The 21,079-nt window shown below is 32.8% G+C and carries 18 protein-coding genes; all 18 read left to right on the top strand.

Features of this window, described 5'->3' with window-relative positions; genetic code table 11:
- The first annotated feature begins 307 nt into the window (after positions 1 to 307).
- The 18 genes from I6U48_RS25350 to I6U48_RS25265 all read left to right on the top strand — a co-directional run bounded on the left by I6U48_RS25350 (position 308) and on the right by I6U48_RS25265 (position 20,855).
- Positions 308 to 1,858, top strand: a complete 1,551-nt coding sequence (locus I6U48_RS25350) for an ABC transporter substrate-binding protein (RefSeq protein WP_218323261.1) — start codon at positions 308 to 310, stop codon at positions 1,856 to 1,858.
- Positions 1,859 to 1,896: 38 nt separating this feature from the next.
- Entirely contained in the window at positions 1,897 to 2,643 is a 747-nt protein-coding gene (locus I6U48_RS25345) for a class I SAM-dependent methyltransferase (RefSeq protein ID WP_218323260.1), read from the top strand.
- Between the two features lie 108 nt (positions 2,644 to 2,751).
- Positions 2,752 to 3,501 (top strand): class I SAM-dependent methyltransferase, encoded by a 750-nt coding sequence (locus I6U48_RS25340; RefSeq protein WP_218323259.1) that lies wholly within the window; start codon positions 2,752 to 2,754, stop codon positions 3,499 to 3,501.
- Positions 3,502 to 3,592: 91 nt separating this feature from the next.
- Positions 3,593 to 4,942, top strand: coding sequence for an MATE family efflux transporter (locus tag I6U48_RS25335; protein WP_218323258.1), 1,350 nt, complete (start codon positions 3,593 to 3,595; stop codon positions 4,940 to 4,942).
- A 310-nt stretch (positions 4,943 to 5,252) separates the two neighbouring features.
- Entirely contained in the window at positions 5,253 to 6,140 is an 888-nt protein-coding gene (locus I6U48_RS25330) for a GGDEF domain-containing protein (protein WP_218323257.1), read from the top strand.
- 349 nt (positions 6,141 to 6,489) lie between these two features.
- Positions 6,490 to 7,488 (top strand): ABC transporter permease, encoded by a 999-nt coding sequence (locus tag I6U48_RS25325; protein WP_246615553.1) that lies wholly within the window; start codon positions 6,490 to 6,492, stop codon positions 7,486 to 7,488.
- Complete coding sequence (locus I6U48_RS25320) at positions 7,476 to 8,402, top strand: ABC transporter permease (protein WP_218323256.1); 927 nt, start codon at positions 7,476 to 7,478, stop codon at positions 8,400 to 8,402. Before I6U48_RS25325 ends, I6U48_RS25320 begins: the two co-directional genes overlap by 13 nt.
- 191 nt (positions 8,403 to 8,593) lie before the next feature.
- Positions 8,594 to 10,048 carry an ABC transporter substrate-binding protein gene (locus tag I6U48_RS25315; RefSeq protein ID WP_246615552.1) on the top strand — a complete coding sequence of 485 codons (1,455 nt, stop codon included), beginning with the start codon at positions 8,594 to 8,596 and terminating at the stop codon, positions 10,046 to 10,048.
- A gap of 83 nt (positions 10,049 to 10,131) precedes the next feature.
- Entirely contained in the window at positions 10,132 to 11,202 is a 1,071-nt protein-coding gene (locus tag I6U48_RS25310) for an ABC transporter ATP-binding protein (RefSeq protein ID WP_218323254.1), read from the top strand.
- Positions 11,144 to 12,031: an ATP-binding cassette domain-containing protein gene (locus I6U48_RS25305; RefSeq protein WP_218323253.1), complete on the top strand. Its 888-nt coding sequence runs from the start codon at positions 11,144 to 11,146 to the stop codon at positions 12,029 to 12,031. The genes I6U48_RS25310 and I6U48_RS25305 overlap by 59 nt, the downstream gene beginning before the upstream one ends.
- Before the next feature lie 319 nt (positions 12,032 to 12,350).
- Complete coding sequence (locus I6U48_RS25300) at positions 12,351 to 12,677, top strand: ATP-binding cassette domain-containing protein (protein WP_246615551.1); 327 nt, start codon at positions 12,351 to 12,353, stop codon at positions 12,675 to 12,677.
- A gap of 108 nt (positions 12,678 to 12,785) precedes the next feature.
- The gene (locus tag I6U48_RS25295; RefSeq protein WP_218323252.1) at positions 12,786 to 13,748 is read left to right on the top strand and encodes a DUF2087 domain-containing protein; all 963 of its coding nucleotides are present in this window, start codon (positions 12,786 to 12,788) and stop codon (positions 13,746 to 13,748) included.
- A 51-nt stretch (positions 13,749 to 13,799) separates the two neighbouring features.
- Positions 13,800 to 15,032: an MFS transporter gene (locus I6U48_RS25290; RefSeq protein ID WP_218323251.1), complete on the top strand. Its 1,233-nt coding sequence runs from the start codon at positions 13,800 to 13,802 to the stop codon at positions 15,030 to 15,032.
- 14 nt (positions 15,033 to 15,046) lie between these two features.
- A complete protein-coding gene (locus I6U48_RS25285) occupies positions 15,047 to 15,682 on the top strand; it encodes a Vat family streptogramin A O-acetyltransferase (protein ID WP_218323250.1) in 636 nt (211 codons plus the stop codon).
- 352 nt (positions 15,683 to 16,034) lie between these two features.
- Entirely contained in the window at positions 16,035 to 16,943 is a 909-nt protein-coding gene (locus I6U48_RS25280; protein ID WP_218323249.1) for a DMT family transporter, read from the top strand.
- 303 nt (positions 16,944 to 17,246) lie between these two features.
- Positions 17,247 to 18,125: a YitT family protein gene (locus I6U48_RS25275; RefSeq protein WP_218323248.1), complete on the top strand. Its 879-nt coding sequence runs from the start codon at positions 17,247 to 17,249 to the stop codon at positions 18,123 to 18,125.
- Between the two features lie 230 nt (positions 18,126 to 18,355).
- Complete coding sequence (locus tag I6U48_RS25270; RefSeq protein ID WP_218323247.1) at positions 18,356 to 19,102, top strand: hypothetical protein; 747 nt, start codon at positions 18,356 to 18,358, stop codon at positions 19,100 to 19,102.
- Positions 19,103 to 19,823: 721 nt separating this feature from the next.
- Entirely contained in the window at positions 19,824 to 20,855 is a 1,032-nt protein-coding gene (locus I6U48_RS25265) for a glycoside hydrolase family 113 (protein ID WP_312891142.1), read from the top strand.
- The last annotated feature ends 224 nt before the right edge of the window (positions 20,856 to 21,079 follow it).

Raw genomic sequence — 21,079 nt, 5'->3', positions numbered from 1 at the left:
TTCAAAGTGATACTTAGAATGTATCGTTTTGAAACTTTTGTTCATTTTAAAACACCTAATTATGAAATTGTTTTGGCAATAAATATATAGAAAAATGGCTCATTTTGTTTAATTTAAACTATTAAAAATTTAAAATAAATAATTGGCATGAATTTTGCTTTATAGATAAATATGTATAAAAAGTAAAAAAGGCTATTATTTTGTAGTATGAGGTGGTAGTCAATATTATGTATATTGAGTATTTAAAAAAACAGAACCAAGCGAAGCTGTTTAAAAGACTAGATATTGGATTAGGAGGAGATTACAAATGAAAATAAGAAGGAAAATAGCAATTATGCTTACAATGGCTTTGTTATGTACAAGCTTTGTTGCTTGTAAAAGTGGGGGCTCTGCAGATAAAAGTGACAGTGGAAAGCCCAAAAGTATTGTAGTTGGATTAGATAGTTTTAAAACCAGCTTAGATCCAGCGGTTGAATTTAATGGCTGGTCGGTTTTCAGATATGGAATAGGTGAAACTTTGGTTAAATTTAACAAGGACATGACGATAGAGCCTCTTCTTGCTGATTCATGGAAAAGAGTAGATGATTTGACATGGAAATTTCATATTAGAGAAGGTGTTAAATTCCATAATGGTACACCTGTTACTGCTAAAGCTGTAAAATCATCTCTTGAAAGAGTATTAAAGCTGAATAAAAGGACAGAAGAGATGTTGCTTGTTAATTCTATAACCGCAGAGGGCCAAGATCTTACTATAACTACTAAAACTTCAAATGAAGCATTTTTGGGGAATATTGCAGATCCTCTTACTATAATAGTGGATACTAATGCTGCTTCAGATACATTTGATAAAGCTCCTGTGTGTACTGGACCTTTCAAAGTTAAATCATATGTTGCAAACTCAAAGGTGGTAGTAGAAAAAAATAAAGATTATTGGGGAGACAAAGCACAGATAGATGAGGCAACATTTAAATATATTAAAGATGATAATACCCGTGCAATGGCACTGCAATCAGGAGAAATTGATGTTGCAATAAACATTTCAAGCAACAACATATCATTATTTGCAGATAAATCTAAATATAATACAGATAAAATTACTAGTCTAAGAATAGTAATGTCATATGAAAATTTGAATAATGAGTTCTTAAAAGATCCAGTAGTACGTAAGGCTATTGCTTTAAGTGTAGATAGAGAGACTTATGCTAAAAAACTTTTAAATGGTACTGCGGTAGCTGCAGTTGGACCTTTTCCGGAATCACTGCCTTACGGAAATAAAAAACTTACAGGATATAAATATGATAAAGCAGAAGCAGCTAAGATTTTGAGTGATGCAGGATATAAAGATACAGATGGAGATGGCATATTAGAAAAGGATGGTAAAAAAGTAACGTTAAATATTGCTTTTTACACAACTCGTCCAGAACTTCCTGTAATTGGTGAAGCAATGCAAGCACAGCTTAAAGAAATTGGTATAAGCACTAAGCTACAATCTTATGAATCAGTTTCTAAAGCGGTAAAAAGTGGAAATTTTGATCTTTGTTTATATAGTGTAAATACTGCAGTAACAGGAGATCCGCAGACATTCTTGGAGCAGTATTTTAGAACTGGTGGAAGTGAAAATTATGGGAAATATAGTAATGCAGAGGTGGATTCCCTTATTGATAAATTCAAAGGTCAAAAAGACATTCAGGTAAGAAATAATATTGCTACACAAGTACAACAGAAATTATTGGATGACAATGCAGATGTGTTTCTTGTTACACCAATGCTTAATTTAATTAGTAAAAATACAGTTAGTGGAGTAACAATGTATCCTATTGAGTACCATTTATTAGATAACAAGGTAAATATAAAATAATCAATAACAAATAAGATTTACGATAGGAGGAAATTTAAATGGAATTGAGTATTCAAAATTATTGGAACAATAGAGCAAAAACATTTAGCCAAAAGATAAATGAAGATATGAATAGCTTCAAAAAAGAGACTTGGGCTAAAATTATAAAAGATAAAGTGGCGGATAAGGATAAAGTAAAGGTATTAGATATAGGTACTGGCCCTGGCTTTTTTGCAATTATTATGGCACAAATGGGATACGATGTAACTGCTGTTGATTGTTCAGATACTATGCTCCAAGAAGCTAAAGGCAATGCAGAATTAGCAGGAGTAAAAGTAAACTTTATAAAAAGTGATGGGGAAGAACTAAATTTTCAAAAAGAAAGCTTTGATTTAATTGTCAGCAGAAATGTAACTTGGACTCTAAAAGAGCCAGAAAAAGCTTATAAAAATTGGTTTAATCTTTTGAAGGAAGATGGAAGAGTTGTTATCTTTGATGCTAATTGGTACTTAAGATTAGTAAAGCCTGAATTAAAAGAAGAGTATGAAAAAAATATGGAATTAGCTAAAGATATGGGACATGATTTTAAGATTAATGAAAGGCAAAGAGAAGAATGTGAAAATATCGCAAAAAATATTCCTATGACATATAAACTACGCCCAGAATGGGACAAGGAAGCATTAACACAATGTGGATTTAAAAAAATAATAATTGAAAAGGATATTTCTGATAGTATATATACAGAGGAAGAAAAAATAGCTCATAAAACAACGCCTATGTTTAGCATATGTGCTTGTAAATTATAACAAGCTATAAGCAATTGCTCCATTAATGATGAAAGATGATGTTTTCATACAGAAAGAAAAGACTGAGCTTTTGGAGATTTCTACAATAGATATGAGGAGGAAATTAACATGTTATTACAGGAAAACATTGAAAGGTACTGGACCCAATCTTCCAATAACTACAGCAATATAATAAAGGATGAACTGAAGAGCTATCGTCCAGATAAATGGAGGTCGCTTATTTTAAGTCAGGCGCCTGATAAGCTAGTTCTAGACATACTTGATACTGGGACAGGCCCTGGTTTTTTTGCAATTATTTTAAGTCAGGCAGGCCATCGTGTCACTGGAATAGACAGCGCTGCAGGAATGTTGGAAAAAGCCCAGAAAAATTCTGCCAGAGCAGGTGTTTGCCCTGTATTCATCCGTATGGATTGCCATAATCTCAATTTTGAAGACAACTCTTTTGATATGATAGTCAGCAGAAATGTTACATGGACGCTGCATGATCCCATGAATGTATATCGACAGTGGCAGAGAATTCTGCGACCTGGTGGACGTCTTCTGATCTTTGATGCCAACTGGAATCTTCACTATTATGATGAAGAACTAAGAAAAGAAGTAGAACGAAGGGAGAAGGAGTGCATAAGTATTTATGGCTCCACCTATTCTGGAGATGACAAGGAAAAAATGAAACTGGACTATGATGAACTTCCACTTTGTAAGACCATGCGTCCAGATTGGGATGTAAAGGCTTTGACGGAATTGGGCTTCAAGGATATTTCGTTTAACCCGGATATTACAAAAGAACTTTGGGACGATAAGGAAAAGCTATTGTATGGAGCATCGCCCATGTTCATGGTGACTGCGACAAAAGAGTGAAGCAAATGATGCAAAAATAAAAAGAATCTAGTATGAAAATGGCATAGCAGAAAAATATAAAGAAACTATGAAGGAATGGACGAAGATCATAATGAGTAATTTGAAGAAGAATATTAATTTAACAGAAGGTGTTATATGGAAACAAGTGCTTTTTTTTGCACTGCCGCTGATTGGAGCAAGTATTATTCAACAATTATATAATACAGTGGATTTGATTTTTGTTGGAAATTATCTTGGCAAAGAAGCTGCAGCAGCAGTTGGTGCTAGTTCTTTAATTGTTACATGTCTAGTAGGTTTTTTTACAGGCATGTCAGTAGGATCAAGCGTTGTCATTGCTAATATCTTTGGTTCAGGGAAAAAAGGAAAGGTAAAAGATGCAATACATACAGCAATAGGCTTGAGTTTTATTGGAGGAATAGCACTTTTTATTATTGGTTATATAGGTGCACCTTATTTTTTAAAGTGGATGAATGTTCCGCAAGAAATACTGAAACAGGCTGTTTCCTATATAAGGATCTATTTTTTTAGTCTTATTTCCGTTATTACCTATAACATGGGCTCTGGTATTATACGTGCCATGGGCAACTCAAAAACACCAATGTATATACAAGTTGTCGGAGGACTTGTTCATGTATTAATGGACGCACTGTTTATAGTTATTTTTGACAATGGCGTTAATGGAGTTGCATGGGCAACCTTTCTATCGCAGACTATCAATGCTGTGATGATATTATATTATTTGAAACATACAGAGAGTGAATATAGATTACAATTTAAAAAAATACGGATGCATAAAGATATACAATTACCTATTCTTAAGATTGGAATACCAGCAGGTCTTCAAAGTATTGTAATAACATTATCTAATGTTTTTGCACAATACCATATTAATAGTCTTGGCGTAGAAGCAATCGTTGCATTTACAGCATATTTTAAAGTAGAATTGCCTATTTATCTTCCAATTGTAGCTATTGGACAGGCAATCACAACATTTTCCGGGCAGAATATGGGTGCTGGAAATATTGAACGGCTAAAAAAAGGAACGAAGGTATGTATATTAATGGGAATAGGTTTAACTATAGTGTCAAGTACGCTTTTACTGATATTTGGGCGTCAAGTTTTTGCAATATTTAATCAGGATAGTGTGGTAATTGATTATGGAATGAGAATAATCAGAACTTCATTCCCTTTCTATTGGATTTATGTTGTTTTGGAAGTATTGGGCGATACAATAAGAGGTGCAGGAAAAGCCACTCCGCCAATGGTGATTGTATTATCTAATATATGTGTACTTAGAATAGTATTGCTCTTTATTATAATGGCTTTATATCATGATGTTCGGGGGGTAGCAATTACATATCCAATAACTTGGACTACAACAGCACTGTGTATGTTTGTTTATTATTTTAAGGGTAATTGGGCGAAGAAAGTCTTTAAATAAAAGTGGCTGTTGTACTATAAAAAAATGTGAAGCGTTTTTTTATAGTACAACAGTCACTTTTATTTAGTATATTTTCACCCCTGTGTTATTTATAACGTTATAAGGTATAATATTATAGAAATGTAATTTTGCAAGTTCGCTTATATAATATATGCCTGTAAAGTTTATTAAATAATTGTTAATAGACTAAGGTTTTTAGTTTCTACTACGAATACTAAAGTATGAAAAATTCCTACATAAAATTAAAGGTTTTTTAGTTTCAAATATTCGGAATAGTATGGAAATAAAACAAGAAGGCGGTAACTATTATATGGATGTGTATGAATTTTTAAAGGAAAAGTTAGAAGTATTTGATGCTCTATATGACGTTATAATAATAATTGATCCTATTGAAAAAAAATCAGTTATTATTGAGAATAATTGTAAAGTGAAAATGAATGAAAACTGCAACTGGATATTGAAAAGAGAAGAATTTTGTGATAAGAGTATTTCAATGAATGCATATTTAAATAATGACACATTTGTAAAGATTGAATATATAGAAGGAAAAATGCTTCTGATAAATGCAAGTCCAATTACTTTTAAAGAAAAAATATATATTATTGAAGCTATAAAAGATATTACTACAAATAGCACCTTTGTTGTTAACAATGAGATTAAAGGCAATAATGTTGAAAACTTGGTTAGTGAAATGAATGAGAAGATTGTAAAAGATTATTTAACAGGAATTTATAATAGAAGATATATAGATGAGAGACTTCCAATAGATGTTAAAAATAGCATAATAGAGGGGGATGCCATATCTGTAATTATGGCAGATATCGATTATTTTAAAAATGTTAATGACACTTATGGGCACCTGATTGGAGATGAAGTACTAATAGACTTTGCTAGGCTTATTACAAGATCTATTCGTGAAGATATAGATTGGGTAGGAAGATATGGAGGAGAAGAATTTTTAATAGTATTAAAAGGCATCGATTCAGATGGTGCTTATGAAGTTGCCGAGAAAATAAGACAACTAGTAGATGAAACAACTTTTAGTTATGACAATGTAGATATTCATATAACATCAAGTTTTGGAGTGCATGGATATAAAAATGAAAAATTAAACTTGGAAGAATTAATATCTCAAGCTGATAAAAAGTTATATGTTGCAAAAGCAAGTGGAAGAAATAAAACTATAGTTTATATATAAAGTTTGGTTAGCATATTTAAATATATTATATTTTGAATACAAATGTGAGCATAGATATTATCCAATGTTTATGATAATTGTGGATAAATGGGTTAAAAATGTGAATTTAAAATAAAAAGTACTTAAGAGCAGCAAGTATGCCTTAAGTACTTTTTATTTTTAGGCAGCTGGTTTCAGAATGATAAATATTATCATTTTGAAACTTATATTAGTATTATTTTGAGAAAAATATAAAAAAATAGTACATCAGTAAGGGTTTGAAATATTGGCACGAAAATTGCTGTAAAATAAATACGAAATTGATAAAAATAACAACAAAATTATATAAACTGAAAGAAGTGATTATTACTTGAATACAAAAACTATAATTTTTAAAAAAATTTCTAAAAGAGCTATTAGTTTAATTTTTACCATGCTGTTGTTATCTGTAATTTTATTTTGTTTTGCTCGTCTAGCACCGGGAGATCCGTTACAATCATTTTACGGTGATGCTGTTGAGTCAATGACTACACAAGAGCTAGACGCAGCCAGAGAAAGGTTGGGTTTGGATGCTCCAATCTATATTCAATATACTAGATGGTTTGTCAATGCATGCCAGGGTGATTTCGGCCTATCATTGAAATATAAAATACCAGCGATTCAAGTCATTTCCCCTCTTATAGGAAATACATTAATTTTGGGTGGTACAGCATATGTACTCGTTTTTATCCTTGGAGTATTACTTGCTGTATGTTGTGCTCTGAACGAAGATTCACTGTTTGATCGAATAATCTGCAAAGTTGGAACGGCGGCTTATTATATACCTCCTTTCTGGCTTGGTGTTGTTTTAATATTGATTTTTAGCGTAAATCTTAATTTGCTGCCTAGCAGCGGTGCCTATGATTTTGGAAAAGCTAGCGATGTGTCTAACCGCATCAGGCATATGATTTTACCACTGATTGTTATGATAATGAGTCATCTGTGGTATTACGCCTATATGATTCGAAATAAGCTTTTGGACGAGATCCGGAAGGATTATGTGCTTTTAGCAAAATCGAAAGGTTTAACTAAGGTTCAAATTGTATTAAAACATTGTCTTCGTAATGTGGCACCAACGATTGTAAGTATAATGGCAATTTCTATTCCGCATGTATTGAGTGGAACAATTATTACAGAGGCGGTATTTAATTATGCGGGAATTGGTGCGATGTCAGTTGAAAGTGCAAAATATCATGACTACAATCTTTTGATGCTGCTAGTATTGATTAACGGATTGTTAGTTATTTTGAGCAGCCTTATTGCACAGTCAATCAATGAAGTAATTGATCCAAGAATGAAGCAACTGGAGGTTCAAGGATGGAAAAAATAAATGAAGAAATAGAAGAAATAAATGAAGAAAAGTTTGAAATTGTTGGTCCTAATTATAAGATGCACATACCAAAGCAAAAGAAGCTGGCACTTTGGCAGCGTTTGAAGGAAAAACCAATCGTATCCATTGTTGTTCTTACTATTATTCTTTTGTGTTGTATTTTTGCAGAACATTTACAAAACCATGACCCGAAAGGTTTTTATTTGCAGAATTTGAATGAAGCACCAAGTTCGGTATTTTTTTTGGGTACAGATTCACTGGGACGTGATATTTATTCTATGATTTGGTATGGTGGCCGTGTTTCGATTATCATTGGTATTCTTAGCATGATGGTTATTACAACAATCGGTGTTACCTATGGCTGTATCAGCGGTAGTGCAAATACAAAGGTTGATGGATTTATGATGCGTGCCGCAGAGATTGGAAACAGTATACCAACGCTGCTAATTATATTATTACTTGTGTCAATTATGGGAAAACAAAATATGATAAAGATTTCTTTCGCTATTGGTGTGACAGGCTGGTTTGGTCTGGCAAGAATTGTACGAAGTGAAGTCAGGCAGATACGCAATAGTGAATATGTGCTTGCATCACGATGTATGGGAGCTGATTTTTTACATTTAATGATGGTGCATTTAATTCCAAACTTTGTTTCTGTAATAATGTTTGTTGTAATATCCAGTATTAGCACAAGTATGTCCATGGAATCTACTTTAAGCTTTCTTGGACTTGGGCTTCCTACGGATGTAATTTCCTGGGGCAGCATGCTCTCACTTGCAAACAGAGCACTGTTAACTAATACCTGGTGGGTAATCATTATACCAGGAGCATTCTTGATTGTAACATTAATGTGCATAACCAATATTGGTTATTTTCTAAGAAAAGAAACCAATAAAATGCAGAATAATTTGTAAATATGTATTATAAGAGCATTGCTCTTTTAATAAAATAAATATTTCTAGGGGGAAAATTCATGAATTTTAACAAAATAATCAGAAAATTTACGCCATTAGCAATCTGCTTATTAATTTGCTTAAACTTGGCAGCTTGTGGCGGAAATAAGAGTACATCGGGCACACCTAGTACATCGAGCCCTTCCAACACTTTGGTATATGCAGGTGAGTCTGAAAATACTATTAATCCAATACTCAACAGCCACGATGAACTGCCTGATATTATCTTTTCAGGACTTATGAAGTATGATGCAAATGGAAAGCCAGTTGTGGACCTGGCTAAAAGTTATAAAGTCAGTGATGATGGTTTAGTATATACCTTCAATTTGAGAGAAGGTGTGAAATGGCATGATGGTAAAGATTTTACCGCTGATGACGTTGTATTTACATATGGTGTTTTGACAAAGGACAAGACACTTTCTGCTAGTATTACCAGCAACTATGAAGATATCAAAAGTGTTACTGCACCGGATAACCACACGGTTGTAATTACACTTTCTAAATACAATGCAGCTATGCTTGATTACTTTGCTATAGGTATTCTTCCAAAACATTTACTGGAAGGTCAAGACATCAACACAACAAAATTCAACCAGAGTCCAGTGGGTACAGGCCGTTATAAGTTTGTTAAATGGGATACTACAGGCGGTATGATTACACTTGAAAGAAACGAAGCTTATTACGATAAGGTACCGAAGATTGAGAAAATAATCTATAAAACTGTTTCTGTGGAAAGTGCAAAAGCAACAATGCTGAAGTCAGGTGAAGCAGACCTTGCATGGCTGAATGCTAAATATGCAGAAAGTTTTCGTGGAAATAATGCTTTCAAGAATATCGATTTCAAAACAGCGGACTTTCGTGGATTGGCAATGGATTTCAAAACTGATTTCTGGAAAAAGAATGCTGATTCAATTGGTGTGCTGAATTATGCAATTGATAAGAAGTCTATCGTTAACAGCGTACTTAAAGGAAGAGGAGTTGTTGCATACAGTCCAATTCAGATAAATTCTTATGGTGGAAATAAAGATGCTGATATTTATCCTTATGACGTCAATAAGTTTGCAGAAAAGATGAAAGATCTCGGATGGACAAAGGGCAGTGATGGAATTTATGAGCGAAATGGAGAAAAGTTTCACTTTACAATTCAGATTCGTGATTATGAAGAGGAACGTGTAGATATTGGCAATATCGTTTCTAAGCAGCTTAAAGAGGCAGGCGTTGATATGGAAGTTAGGCTTGTTACAAAGTTTGACTGGAAAGCTGGCTATAATGGTTACCTTTATGGCGATGCTGCTCAGTTTGATCCAGATAAATGCTATTCTGCAATGACTACCGGCGCAAGCGGCAATACAATGTCATACTCAAATAAAAATGTGGATGAGCTGCTAAGAGCCGCAAGACATTCTTCTAATAATGATGAAAGAAAAGCATTATATGCTAAATTTGAGACTGCATATGCAGAGCAGCCAGGTGTAGTTTTGATTTCATATCTTGATGGCAACTATGTAAGCGTTGCAGGTCTTAGTGGCCTTGATACAAAAAGAGTTCTTGGACACCATGCAGTAGGTGTTATGTGGAACGTAGAAGAGTGGACACTAAAAAGATAAGTAAGAAGATATACTTTCTAGCCGGGTGTTCTAGTGAATACCCGGTATTTTTATGCATATTATAAGGAGGTGTGTTATCAATTATGAATTCGCTTTTGCAACTGGAAAAATTATCGGTTAGCTTTTATACACCTAAGGGAGAAGTTCAAGCTGTTAGAGGGGTGGATTTATCACTAAGAAAAGGTGAAATCCTGGCTATTGTAGGAGAATCCGGCTGTGGAAAAACTGTAATGTGTCAGTCAATAATGAAGTTGCTGCCTAGAACTTCAAAGATTAAGAGCGGACGGATAATAGTTGATGGTGAAGATATAACTAATTACAATGAAAAAAAGATGCGTGAGCTAAGAGGAAGTGTTTTGTCGATGGTGTTTCAGGACCCGATGACAACACTGAATCCAACCATTCCAATTGGGAAACAGATTACAGAATGTATATTGAAACACAATAAAGTAAGCATGGAGGAAGCAAAAAAACGAGCAATAGAAATGCTGAATTTAGTAGGTATTGATGAGCCATTATATAGATTTGACTTGCAGCCACATTTTTTTTCGGGTGGTATGCGTCAAAGGTGCGTCCTGGCAATTGCATTGGCTTGCAATCCCCAAATATTGTTCGCAGATGAGCCAACCACAGCACTTGATGTGACAGTTCAAGCAAAAGTACTTGATCTTCTTGTGGATATTAGGGATAAGACTGGTATATCTATTGTTTTTATTTCCCATGATTTAGGCGTTGTTGCACGTATTGCAGATCGAGTTGCTGTAATGTATGCTGGAAAAATAGTTGAAATTGGTACAGCGGAAGAAGTGTTCTATGATCCCCGTCATCCTTATACATGGGGCTTGCTTTCTGCATTGCCATCCATCGTAAAAGAAGGCCAAAGCCTGAAGAGCATTCAGGGGATGCCACCTGTTATGCTGGATCCGCCGCCTGGGGATGCATTTGCTATTCGTAACGACTATGCTTTGAAGATTGACTACGAGGAGATGCCGCCAATGTTTCAGATTACGCCGACACATAGTGCAGCTACTTGGCTGCTTGATGAAAGGTCGCCAAGAATTAAAACACCTATTTCACTGAAAAGGAGAACTAATTATGAACTCAGAAACAATTATCGATGTTCGCAATTTAAAACAGCATTTTTATATAAATAAAAATTTTACAATTAAGGCTGTAGATGATGTGAGCTTTCAGGTTAATAAGGGGGAAATATTCGGCCTTGTTGGTGAAACGGGTTCGGGAAAATCAACGATTGCACGTACAATTATGGGAATATATCCGATTACTTCTGGGGAAGTATATTTTAAAGGAAATATGATTTCTGATAAAAATATATATAATCAAAACAAAAAAGATATTCAAAAGAATATGCAGATTATATTCCAGGATTCTGCTGCTGCCCTCAATCCGAGAATGACAGTAGAAAAAATTATTGCTGAACCGTTACAGGTTAATCATATAATAAACAGCAAAGAAGAATTGCAAAAAAAAATAGACGACTTGATGTCAGTGGTTGGATTGGATAGAAGCTATAAATCAAAATACCCGGGTGAAATATCGGGCGGACAGCGCCAACGTATCGCCATTGCAAGGAGCATTGGTATGAAGCCTGATTTAATTATTGCTGATGAGCCGATTGCATCCTTAGATGTTTCAATTCAGGCGCAAATTGTTACACTATTTCAACGTTTGCAAAAGGAATATGGCTTTACATTTATTTTTATAGCTCATGATCTTTCAATCATTCGCTTTATTAGTGATAGAGTTGGCGTTATGTTTCACGGTAAGTTGATGGAGCTAGCACCAACAAAAGAATTATTCAATAAACCTGTTCACCCATATACACAAGCGCTGCTGTCGGCAGTCCCTGTACCTGATCCTGTTTATGAAAGGAATAAGAAGATCTTTACTTACGATGAAGAAAACATTAAATCGGACGGTAAAATGGTTGAGGTGTCGCCTGGACACTTTGTTTATAGCTAATGTCTGATGGGTACTGTAATTCCCGGCAGCGCAGTCTATGGTAAGGATCTAGTTTGAATTTTCAAAATGAAACTAATTTGAAGTATTTTATCAATATGATACCTAAAATATATTCAAAATGATACAATCTAGAATTTTAAATATAAATATCAGGGGTTAGAGTATTGGCATGTAAATTGCTTTATAAATAAATGTAGTTTTGAAATAAATTTAATATTAAACTCTAAACCCTAAGCCCTAAAATTAAAAGTACTCAAGAGCAGCCCTTCTGCCCTTGAGTACTTTTTGTTTTATATGGTTTGAATGTGTTCCTTAATAAATGGCAAAGAATAAAGCTGAAGAAAAAGAAATGGTCTATGAGCTTATTGAAAAGGTTGGATTATCTAAAGATCAGTTAAAAAAATATCCACACGAAATAAGTGGAGGACAGGCTCAACGATTATCTATTATACGAGCTCTTTCGCTAAATCCAAAGCTGCTTATATGTGATGAACCCACATCCATGCTGGACGTATCTGTGCAGGCGCAAATTCTGAATCTATTAAAAAAACAAAAGGATCATAATCTCTCCATGTTATATATTTCTCATGTCTGTTTTTACATATATTCTTTCAATATTTTTAAATATGCCTTCTATCTATTTTGATATTAGAGCTTCGCTGCCTATAATTGTATCAGTTTAAATAAGAAGAAGATTGACAATAATAATCAATAATGTTAATATGTCTATGAAAATAATAGACAGGAGGGAAAAATGGAGGAGATGTTTCGTAATGCAACAATAGAGGATTTCAAAAGGGGATACATTTGGAACAGCAAAGAAGGAGAATTTATTTGCCTAGTATGTGGCGAAAAAATTGGCAAAAGTAATGATAATGTAAAAGCTCATAGTGAAAAGCATGGTAATCCAATTGAAAGGCTGCTTTTGCTAGACAAGAAGTATACTGGACTTACTGAAATTCAAAAAGAATTTCTAATAATGACATCAAACAAATATACTGACAAAGAAATTTCTAGTAAGCTTGCTTGTACAGAATCAACAGTAAGAAATATGAGATTTGCATTAAGAGAGCGAGCAAGGCATGCAAGAGCCTTTTTAGCAGCAATGGAGTTAGCAGAAGAGAATATACCAACGTTAACGCCACATAAACTTAGAATTTTCCCGACTAGAGAAGGAAAAAGAAAAGAACTATTGCCAAGATTTGCTGCCTTATTTGAACCAAAGAAGGAATATACAGAAAAGGAAGTAAAAAATCTCATCAAAACTATCTACGGAGATGATGCTACTATACGACGTTATCTAGTGGACTATGGATATTTAAGCAGAACAAAGGATGGAAGCAAATATTATAGGAATTGTGGGGAAAATAGGATGGAAAAGTTAAATAGAAAAGAACTTATTAATAATTATAAGCAGCAAGAGGTGGAAATGGGAATAATTAAGATACATAATACAATTACAGGGTATTCTTTTGTAGATATATGTACTAATCTATATAAGCCTTTTGAGGGAATAAAGTTTAAATTAAATATGGGTAACTTTAAGTCAAAGAAACTACAAGAGGATTGGAAAACATATGGAGAAAATGCTTTTACGTTTGAAGTGATAGAAAAGCTTAAACAAATAGAAGGAGCCACAGAAAAAGTTGACGATTTAAAGGAGCTTCTACATATGTGGATTGATAGTCAGGGGGAAAGCTTAAGGTTGTACAATTAAGTTTGATAGTAAGAAAGATTCTAATTTTGAATAAATTTCAGGAGTGATTAAATGGAAAATTCGTCGCCTACAGCAGTAAGTTTTTTTAGAAATCGTTTTGTTCAAGTTATCATGATTTCTGGTATTTTGCTGCAAATAGGGATATGGGTTCGTAATTTTGCTATTCTATTGTTTGTAATGGAGAAAACCCAGAATGACCCTTTTGCAGTTTCAATGATTTCTGTTGCAGAATTTGCGCCAATATTTATTTTTTCTTTTATAGGAGGGACTTATGCAGACCGCTGGCGTCCAAAACGCACAATGGTTTGGTGTGATTTATTAAGTGCTATTTCAGTATTATTAGTACTGCTTACAATAATTTTTGGTACCTGGCAAGCTGTATTTTTTGTAACCTTTATTTCATCTATTCTTTCACAATTTTCCCAGCCATCTTCTATGAAGCTGTTCAAAATTCATGTGCCTGTTGAAATGCTTCAAATTGGAATGGCAATGTTTCAAACATTAATGGCAATTTTCATGATTATAGGACCGATGCTTGGTACATTTGTATATCAAAGATTTGGCATTGATATTGCAATCGGGGTAATGGGAGTGGCATTTTTACTATCGGCAGTAGTATTGACATTTCTGCCTGCTGATAAAAAAGAAGAAAATAAAAAAGTAGAGGCAAATTTTTGGAAGGAATTAAGTGACGGTTTTAGATATGTATGGGAGAGAAAAGTACTTACTATACTTGGTGGAGTTTTTGCTATAGCAGGTTTCGCGGTGGGCATTATTCAACCTCTAGAAATTTTTATTATAGTAGAAAGATTGAGTTTGCCAAAGGAAAATTTGCAATGGCTGCTTGCAACAAATGGTGCAGCAATGCTTATAGGAGGTGGTTTACTGCTTAGTATTTCAAAAAAGACTAGTCCACAAAAACTCCTTGCCATTGGTATGCTTACCAATGCTATATCAATTATAGGGATTGGAATATCTACAAATTGGATAACTACTATTGTATTTCAGTTTTTCAACGGATTGTTTATGCCTTGTATTCACATTGGAATTAATACTCTTATTCTACAATTTACTGAGGAGAAATTTGTAGGACGGGTTAATGGTGTTCTAAACCCACTTTTTATGGGAGCAATGGTGATTACAATGAGTTTAGCAGGATGGTTAAAGGTTCAGTTTTCTCTGGTAATCATGTATGAGATTTCTGGTGCTCTGTTTTTCTTAGGAATGCTTCTATCTGCAAAGTTATTTAATAAAGAAAATAAATTGATTGCTGGTGGGGAATAGGAGGGATAAATATTATGATTGGACCAGATAAGAAAAAACTTTATCCAAATGAAAATATAAAAACAGTTTGCTATATAAGCAATTTACCTAAAAGACCTAATGTTGAGATAGGAGAGTACACTTACTATAGTGACAATAAAAACTCTCCTGAGAAATTTTACGATAACATAGAACACCACTATGAATTCCTGGGAGATAGGCTCATAATAGGCAAGTTCTGTGCAATAGCTGAAGGTGTTAAGTTTATAATGAATGGCGCAAACCATAGAATGGATGGAATTACGACCTATCCTTTCAATATCTTTGGAGGTGGATGGGAAAAAGTAACTCCAACAGTAGAACATTTACCTTTTAAGGGTGACACGGTGATTGGCAATGATGTATGGATTGGACAGAATGTAACTATTATGCCTGGGGTTAAAGTTGGTGATGGCGCAATTATTGCTGCTAATTCAACTGTAGTAAAAAACATTGAACCCTATGCAATTTACGGAGGTAACCCAGCCAAATTTATTAAGAAGCGTTTTAGTGATGGAAAGATAGAATTTCTTATAAAGCTCCAATGGTGGAACTGGGACGAAGAGAAGATATTTAATAATCTTGAAAAACTAACATCACAAGCTGGATTAGATTCATTAATAAGTAGATAATTTTTATGTAAAGGGGTCGTCGCACTTAGGTAAGTACGGCAACCCCTTTGTTTTTTGGTTTTAGCCTGTTCAGTCTGAAGACTTAGGAAACAGTAAACATAATTTAAAAATTGAGATTGATTCTAATCCTAATTAGTTTGATTATTTTTTTTTAGTTCTTAAAAAAAATTTTTAGATATTTCTTGACATAGACTTTTAGGCTTAATACAATTATATTATAGATGATCTATATCCTAGGATAAAAGGAAGTTGTATTTATTGTAATAAATAGTAAGACTTTAGATATATAAGAGTTGTTATTTTAGGATAATTTATGTGTTTTAAGTATTCAAATTACGAGGGGGATGAAAAAATGAATAGATACGTAGCTCTAATATTAGGAGCAAGCCTTTGGGGAGTTATAGGTATTTTTGCCAGTGTATTAATGAAATACAACTTAATATCAGAGCAAATCGGATTTTTCAGACTATTCTTTGGTTGTTTGGGGTTAATTATATATGCCTTGACAAAAAGATATAGGTTCAAACTTACTAAAAAAGAATTTGGTTTTTCAGTTATAATGGGTTTAATACAATGTTTATTTAATATGTTTTACTTTAAAGCCATACAACATGTGGGAGTAGCCGTGGCAGCAGTACTTTTATATACATCACCAATATTTTTAGCATTATTTTCTAAGTTGTTTTATAAAGAAAATATAGACTTAAGAAAAAAATATTCATTATTATTATGCTTTTTAGGGTGCATTATATGTGTTACAGGTGGAAACTTAAATTTTACTAATATTAGTCTGATAGGATTACTATTAGGTATTGGTTCAGCCGTAGTATATGCTAATATACCTACAATAGGAAAAGGTGTTTTTAAAGATGATAACCAAATAAGTGTGCTTATTTATACTTTTTTATTTGGGGCTGTTTTTATGATTCCTTTTGCTAGGTTAGAAGACTTAGTAGGATATATGACAAATATAAAAACATTACCTATAATAGCTTTACTAGGTTTGGTGACAGCTTCTATACCATATTCACTTTATTTTTATGGTATATCTAAGAAGATTGAACTCTCTAAAGTAGGTGTTTTATCAAGTATAGAACTTGTGGTCGCAGTTATATTAGGATGGAGTGTTCTAGGAGAACCATTCTCTTTTATAAAATTTTTTGGAATTGCATTAATGATAGCTTCAGTGTTTGTAATGAATGTAACTGAGGAAAATGAATCAATTAAACCAAATTATAAAGTAGGACAACAAAAAGCATAGAGTCTCTAATTGACATGATATAGTTAGTAAATACATAAAAAGCCAATGTTAAAAACTTAGCATTGGCTTGAAATTTTTAAATAGTATCTAAAATATCGATACAGCAACGGTTAAAGAAGGAAAAAGTATAAAAAAGATTAAGAGGTACACTAAATTAGCTTTTTATTGATAAGCTTTGTACATAACGTGTATTTTTTCACCTAGCTTGAGATACTTAACATAAATTTAATATCTCATATATGTTGATTTATAATATATTGTAATATATTATTTAGATATGAAATTATTATGGAGGGCGATAAAGTGAAAAAAATTGATTACAGAAGACCGGCATTAGACTTGTTATTTTTACTAGCTGGATGTGTACTTTGTGCATTTGCAACTACTTCGATTTTAAAGCCAAATGGATTAACTACTGGAGGAATTACTGGTATATCAATCATAATAGACAAGCTGATATATATAAAATATACTTATATTTACTATGCATTATCAGTATTAGTACTTGCTATCGCATGGGCAACCCTTGGAAAAAGAGAAGGGTTTAAAATAATTACGTTATCTCTAGTTTTTCCTATAATACTAATTCTATTTGATAAGTTGCAAATTCCTTCTATAAGTAATGATTTAATGCTGGCTTCAATTTATTATGGAATAATAAGTGGATTAGGGTGCGGGCTCATACTAAAAAGAGGATTTTCATTTGGTGGAACTGATACCTTAGCGAAAATATTACATCATAAAGTTTTCCCTTTTATTAGTATTAGTGAACTTTTGCTTGGTATAGATGCAATAATAATTATATCTTCAGCTATTATTTATGGTATGAATATAGCCCTATATGCAGTTATCTCAGAGATAATACTTATGAAGGCAATGAATATGGTTCTTTTTGGATTTGGTTCTAAAAAGGTTCAAATAGAAATAATAAGCGATAAACATGAGGAAATAACAGATTATATACTACATAAAATGAACAGAGGAGTCAGTGCTTACCAGATTAAAGGTGGATATATGAATCTAACTCGAATTAAGCTGGTTACAATTTGTTCTCCACGTGAAAGCATGTTAATCAAGAGATTTATAGCTGGCAATGATGTAAACGCCTTTGTAAATGTTATGCCTGTTATGTCTGTATGGGGTAAGGGGAATGGATTTGATAGTCTTGTTGATGATGTTTAGAAAGTTCGGTAAAAAATATATTTTAGCTTTTGAATTTATAACAGTATATAAGTTACTTCTAAAAAATAGGTATAAGAGAAATTTGCTCTTATACCTATTTTTATTTGGTACGGTGAAGATAGGATGGTCATATCTTAAACATCAACATTAAAAAAGGAACAATAGAACTCTTAATAACATAAGATGTATATAATAATTAAATTTATATATAAAAAAGGGAGGTAATAAGTTTGTATAATAACTACTATGCCCCATACATGTGTTGTAAATGCTGCAGGAAATGGATGAAGTATCATGGCTCTTATATGTTAAATTCATTTCCTAAACCATTCGTCAATTTTAATGAGAGCAGGCAATCAAATGTACGAAAAACAGTAATAGCTGCTCCACCTATCCCAAACTGGAAGGCCTGGAAAGAGCATGTGGAAAAGTTGGGCGGACAATGGGTAGAAGAGGGTAGTGAGATTTGGGAAAACATCTTAGAAGAAACTAAGAATGCTGAAAATATATTAAGAAACATAATTGGAAGGTTTAAGCCTTGCATTCCACCAGAGGGATATAGTTGCATTGAGTACAAGGTGGTAGAGAAACTTCCTGTATTTGGAGCCTTACATCAGGATATAGTTATTAGAGTTTGCTATCCTACGCGAATTTTAACAGAGGTAGAATATGTACTGCCTAAATGGCTGGAAAGTTGTCTGAAAAAGGCAGCTGAAAGGGCTGGTAAAGCATTTATATCTGCTGTAGTTTTAACTGCTTGGGGTGCTTTTGTAGCTTCTATTGAAGCCGGCATTTATGCTGCTACAGATGCTTTTAATAAATCTCTAAGAAAGGATATAGAAGAACTACATGAGAAGGTTGAGGTAGATATAAAAGAACTAATTCCTTCTATTTATATGCGGAAGCACAGTATGTATATACCTTATGAGAATAATTGCTTTCCAATGTACAAGAATTATGGGCAGTCTTCTAAATAGTATTTCTACGATAATATAATTAAGAGACAGCCTGATATTTTAGTTGATAATTTTTTCAACTAAAATACCAGGCTGTTTTTGTATTTGTTGAGATTTTCAACATTTTCCGAAGTGATTTTTATACACTATCAAAATGATGTCATGACTTTGTTGACAATTACAATATTATGTTAACATAATTCTAAAGTAAACCACTAAAAATGAAATTCTTATATTCGCTTTTTTACTTAAAATTTTTAAACAATATTAAAAGCTTATTTTTAATGAAAATAAGATATTAAAAATTCAAAAAAATAAAGCAAATTGTATTTAAATGGAATATAATGTACAATATTCTTAAGACAAAAGTTGAAGATTGGTAACATAATTTTAAACCTATGCAAAAACTTATACATAATAGGAAAGAGAGGACAATAAATTGAAAAATAAAATTCTATCAGTGGTTATTTTTACTACCTTATTATTAGCAGAAACTAATGTACAGGCTGCAAGTTTTATAGATAATCAAACTGTAGATTCAAATAAAGTCTGGACAATTAAATTTAATAGTGAAGTTATTTTTGATGATTTAACTAAAGGATCTATACTAGTGTCAGACAGTAAAGGAAATAAGGTGAATTCAGGAGTTCAAATTGGAGACAATAGTAAAGAAATTAAAGTAACAGCACCAGAAGGCGGATATTTGCCAGGAGAAAAGTACACATTAAATCTTGGTAAAAACATACACTCTAAGGAAGGTAAAAAACTACAAAATGAGAGTCAAATACATTTTAGTATCCAGAGCAGAAGCTCAAATAAATTTCTTGATACTAAAATTAAATCTGGTAATTTATCTACAGATTATAATATTGATCAGGTTTTAAAGGATATAGATAAATTCCAACTTAATACTTTAAATATACCTGTAACAATAAAAATAGAAGATTTGACTTCTAGCAATATGACAGTAGACAAGGAGAGTGAGGAAAGAGCAATAAGCTTGATAAAAGAATTGAAGGGGAAAAATATAAATATAATACTAGAGCCTTACCCATGGATTGCTAACGGTAGTGAATCTGAAACGAAATGGAAGCCTGACAATATAAATACTTTCTTTTGGAACTGGAAAACTAATGTACTAAAAGAATTAATAGATAAAATTTTAGTTCCATATAATATAGACGTTCTAAATATAGGATCAAGTTTCACAAATATGGAATACGCAGAGGGCTACTGGTGTGACACTATTGATTATGTTAGAAGCTATTATAATGGATTAGTGACTTATAGGACAAGTTGGTGGTATAAAAATGAAGATTACCAAAGCAAGTTAAATAATAAGATGTTTTCAAAACTAGACTTTATATCTATAGCAGCTTACTTTGAGTTAACGGACAAACAGTCTAATATTGATACATATACAGTGGAAGAGTTAGTAAAGGCCATTGAAAGTACAGAAAGTTATACTAGAAGGCAAAATGTAAAGAAGCAAATAGAAAAACTTCATGAAGCATGGGGCAAGCCTATCTTCTTTGGAGAACTTGGGTTCCCTAAGATTAATAAGGCCTCAGCTGAGCCATGGAATCCAAATCAAGACGATATTTTAAATGAAGTGGAACAGGCTAATTGTTTTGAAGCCTACAAAAAAGAGTTTGAAAATGAATCGTGGCTTCTAGGCATTTCTATATTTGCAATAGGTGAGAATAGTTCTGATAAACGCTATTATCCTAGTGAGCAAAGCGCATTAATTATAAAAAATTGGTATAGTAAATAGTTTATAGATGCCCACGGCCGAAAGTAGACTTACACTTTGGTATATTTTTCCAAGATTCAGCACGATAAAAACTTTTGATCAATCTAAAAGCTCAACATTTTGAAAATCTAAGAATCATTTATAAACTCGTGCCTCAAACATATAAATAATTCTAAGATTTTCTAAAATGTTTTGCTAAGATTGACTAAAAAGTTTTTATATGTGCCTTCAGCTTTGGAAACATA

Source organism: Clostridium thailandense (assembly GCF_019207025.1).
GTDB lineage: Bacteria > Bacillota > Clostridia > Clostridiales > Clostridiaceae > Clostridium_AM > Clostridium_AM thailandense.
This window is presented reverse-complemented; position numbering and strand designations above follow the sequence as displayed.

Excerpts from the sequence above, each read along its gene's own strand:
- I6U48_RS25335 (WP_218323258.1), top strand. The coding sequence starts at position 3,593 with ATGAGTAATTTGAAGAAGAATATTAATTTAACAGAAGGTGTTATATGG.
- I6U48_RS25300 (WP_246615551.1), top strand. The coding sequence starts at position 12,351 with ATGGCAAAGAATAAAGCTGAAGAAAAAGAAATGGTCTATGAGCTTATT.
- I6U48_RS25330 (WP_218323257.1), top strand. The coding sequence starts at position 5,253 with ATGGATGTGTATGAATTTTTAAAGGAAAAGTTAGAAGTATTTGATGCT.
- I6U48_RS25340 (WP_218323259.1), top strand. The coding sequence starts at position 2,752 with ATGTTATTACAGGAAAACATTGAAAGGTACTGGACCCAATCTTCCAAT.
- I6U48_RS25290 (WP_218323251.1), top strand. The coding sequence starts at position 13,800 with ATGGAAAATTCGTCGCCTACAGCAGTAAGTTTTTTTAGAAATCGTTTT.
- I6U48_RS25305 (WP_218323253.1), top strand. The coding sequence starts at position 11,144 with ATGAACTCAGAAACAATTATCGATGTTCGCAATTTAAAACAGCATTTT.
- I6U48_RS25285 (WP_218323250.1), top strand. The coding sequence starts at position 15,047 with ATGATTGGACCAGATAAGAAAAAACTTTATCCAAATGAAAATATAAAA.
- I6U48_RS25280 (WP_218323249.1), top strand. The coding sequence starts at position 16,035 with ATGAATAGATACGTAGCTCTAATATTAGGAGCAAGCCTTTGGGGAGTT.
- I6U48_RS25345 (WP_218323260.1), top strand. The coding sequence starts at position 1,897 with ATGGAATTGAGTATTCAAAATTATTGGAACAATAGAGCAAAAACATTT.
- I6U48_RS25350 (WP_218323261.1), top strand. The coding sequence starts at position 308 with ATGAAAATAAGAAGGAAAATAGCAATTATGCTTACAATGGCTTTGTTA.
- I6U48_RS25320 (WP_218323256.1), top strand. The coding sequence starts at position 7,476 with ATGGAAAAAATAAATGAAGAAATAGAAGAAATAAATGAAGAAAAGTTT.
- I6U48_RS25310 (WP_218323254.1), top strand. The coding sequence starts at position 10,132 with ATGAATTCGCTTTTGCAACTGGAAAAATTATCGGTTAGCTTTTATACA.
- I6U48_RS25295 (WP_218323252.1), top strand. The coding sequence starts at position 12,786 with ATGGAGGAGATGTTTCGTAATGCAACAATAGAGGATTTCAAAAGGGGA.